Origin of the sequence: Mycolicibacterium peregrinum (genome assembly GCF_001665625.1) — a bacterium.
In the GTDB taxonomy this organism is placed as follows: domain Bacteria; phylum Actinomycetota; class Actinomycetes; order Mycobacteriales; family Mycobacteriaceae; genus Mycobacterium; species Mycobacterium peregrinum_B.
Map to the genome: position 1 here is coordinate 1 of NZ_LZSY01000100.1, position 3,034 is coordinate 3,034.

The following is a 3,034-nucleotide window of genomic DNA, read 5'->3' on the forward strand; positions in this document are numbered from 1 at the left end:
TGACGTTCGCCCCGACCAAGTGGATCCACCATTTCGGGCTGTTCGCCGCCGCCGGCGCCGCGATGGCAGCGGTGACCACGGTGCTCTTCGGTCCGACGGTGCTGCGTTCACGACGCAATCAGACGGCGTTTGTGTCCATCGTGCTGTTGGTTCTGGCCTTGTGTTTCGCCTCCACCAACGGGTTTTGGTACGTCTCCAGCTACGGGGTGCCGTTCAACGACAGCAGTCCGCACTGGGGCCCGGTCACCGCGAGCGCGGTGTTCCTCTGGCTGTCTCTCGCGGCCGCGGGCTATGCCGGCTGGCTACACCTGGTCCCACCGCGGCGACCTCCGGCGCGACTGGCCCGGGCGCTGACCGCAGCACCGCTGCCGGTGGCCGCTGGGCTGATGGTGCTGGTGTGCACCGGATCGATGCTGACCGGCGCGGTCAAGCAGTACCCCAGCTACTCCAACGGCTGGGCCAACCTGCGTGAGTTGGCCGCCGGATGCGGGCTGGCCGACGATGTTCTCGTCGAACCCGACGCCAACGCCGGATTCCTGGCACCACTGCACGGGCGCGACGGTCCCCTGGGTGCATTGGGCGGCACCGAGCCGATCGGTTTCAACCCGAATGGCCTTCCTGAACACACACTGGCAGAAGCTGTTTGGCAGAGCCAGGCGAAATCCGGAACCGATTACGACTGGGATGCGCCCACCGCACTGGATCAGCCCGGGGTCAACGGCTCCAGCGTCGTGTTGCCCTACGGTCTCGATCCAACCCGCGTGCCGGTGGCCGGAAGCTTCACCGCCGGCCCTCAACAGGTCAGCACGCTGACCTCCGCGTGGTATCGGCTTCCGGCCGCCGACGACGCCCACCCGCTCGTGGCGATCACTGCGGCAGGCACCATCACCGGCGACAGCGTCCTCTCCGGGCACACCGCTGCCCAGACCGTCGCCCTGGAATACGGCACACTCGGCCCCGGCGGTGCACCGGTGGCAGGCGGACGACTGTCCCCCTACGACATCGGGCCGCAACCAGCCTGGCGCAACCTACGTTTCGCCCGCGCCGCCATCCCCGCCGACGCCTCCTACGTCCGAATTGTCGCCGACGACCGCTCACTGGACCCGGGAGATTGGGTCGCGATCACTCCGCCGCGGGTGCCTGAGCTCCGGTCGATGCAGGAATACCTCGGCTCCACGCAGCCGATACTGCTGGATTGGGCTGTGGGATTGGTCTTTCCGTGCCAGCAGCCCATGTTGCACGCCAACGGCGTCATGCAGATCCCCACCTATCGGATCTCACCGGACTACCCCGCCAAGGTCGAGATGCCGGACACCTGGCAGTCCGGCGACAACGGCGGCCCGTTGGGTATCACCGATCTGATGCTGCGGGCTCATGTCATGCCCACGTACCTGTCCCGGGACTGGGGCCGCGACTGGGGTTCCCTGCGCCGCTTCACCCCCGTAGTCGACGCGTCCGAAGCTGCCCTGCAGCTCGGAACTGCCACTCGCAGTGGGCTATGGAGTCCCGGCGCGATCCGCATCGGTCCGTGAGTGCTCCGCCGTCCGCCCAGCGCTCAGGCTCCGACAGCCGTCAACCACTCGCCGTAGAAGAGCGCGACTCCGAGGCCACTGGCGATTGCGGCAATCAGCCAGAACCGTATCGTCAGTGCGCTTTCCGGCCAGTCCATCAGCTCGAAGTGGTGGTGAAGCGGGGTCAATCGAAAGACCCGTCGTCCGGTGGTGCGGAACGCCACGACTTGGATGACGACGGAAGTCACCTCGGCCACGAACAGGGCACCGAGGATGACGGCCAGGAGCTCGGTGCGGCTGACCACCGATAAGCCGGCAATGATGCCACCCAACGCGAGCGAACCCGTGTCACCCATGATGATCTTGGCGGGTGCGGCATTCCACCAAAGGAATCCGATACAGGCGCCGGCGGTGGCAGCGGCGACGAGGGCCAGATCGAGAGGGTCGCGGACGTGGTAGCACCCGGCTTCCGCGGTGACGGCACATGCGTTTCGGAACTGCCAGAATGTGATGAGCACGTAGGCGGCACTCACCATCGCCATGGTCCCCGCGGCGAGTCCGTCGAGTCCGTCGGTGAGGTTGACGGCATTCGACCAGGCCGAGACCACGATGATGCAGAACAGGACGAACACCACGGCCGGCAGCGCGAACGAGGCGATCTCACGGACGTAGGACAGTTGGGTGCTTGCCGGTGTGAGACCGTCAGGGTTACGGAATTGCAGTGCGAGCACGGCGAAAAGCACTCCGGCGACGAGTTGCCCAGCAGACTTGGCTCTCTTGTTCAGGCCGAGATTGCGTGCGCGCCGCAACTTGATGTAGTCGTCGGTGAAGCCGACCGCACCCAGTGCAGTGGCCAATCCGAGGACCAGCAGACCAGATGCCGACGGGCCGCCTCCCCCGAGTGCGAGCCCGATGAGGTTGGTGCTCAAATAGCTGGCCCAGATCGCGGTGAGGATGGCCAGACCACCCATTGTCGGGGTGCCACGCTTGCGTTGGTGGGTCTGTGGGGCGTCGTCGCGGATCTCCTGGCCGAACCCCAGCCGGGTGAACATCCGGATCAGCACGGGGGTCAGCAGAAGCGCGACCACAACGGCGATGCCCGCGGCGAACAGTATGTGGCTCATCGGCGACGCCGGCCGCTACCGCGTGATCCGGTCGACAACTGCACCCGATTGAAAGCCAATCCCCCCATCGGGCCAGTATGGCCGATCCGCTGTTACGCGAGCGCCGGGACAATCTCCTCGTGGCTTTCGGCCGACATGAACACCACCCCGCGACAGCCCCGATGCCGCTGATCGGCGCTTCGCCAACTACGATGAGTCGTCCCTTAGGGTTGTAGAACACCTATCTCGATAGGTCCCGAGCCCCCGTAGCTCAGGGGATAGAGCACGGCTCTCCTAAAGCCGGTGTCGCAGGTTCGAATCCTGCCGGGGGCACTCACGTTTTTGTATGACGTCGGGTGATGCTTGACGTTTTGTCTCCGGTTGATGGCTGACAGTGTTTCGGCTGATGCTTTACACCTA

The 3,034-nt window shown here is 65.5% G+C and carries 2 protein-coding genes and 1 tRNA gene; 2 read left to right on the top strand and 1 reads right to left on the bottom strand.

The genetic code is table 11. The features are described 5' to 3' along the window. A partial coding sequence (locus A5779_RS14585; RefSeq protein WP_165609785.1) for an arabinosyltransferase C-terminal domain-containing protein occupies positions 1-1,532 on the top strand: 1,532 nt, incomplete at its 5' end. Between the two features lie 23 nt (positions 1,533-1,555). Here A5779_RS14585 and mraY read toward each other — a convergent pair. Further along, complete coding sequence (gene mraY / locus A5779_RS14590; protein ID WP_064883032.1) at positions 1,556-2,635, bottom strand: phospho-N-acetylmuramoyl-pentapeptide-transferase; 1,080 nt, start codon at positions 2,633-2,635, stop codon at positions 1,556-1,558. Between the two features lie 239 nt (positions 2,636-2,874). Here mraY and A5779_RS14595 point away from each other — a divergent pair. Then, positions 2,875-2,947: transfer RNA gene (locus A5779_RS14595), tRNA-Arg, on the top strand. Positions 2,948-3,034 lie beyond the last annotated feature (87 nt).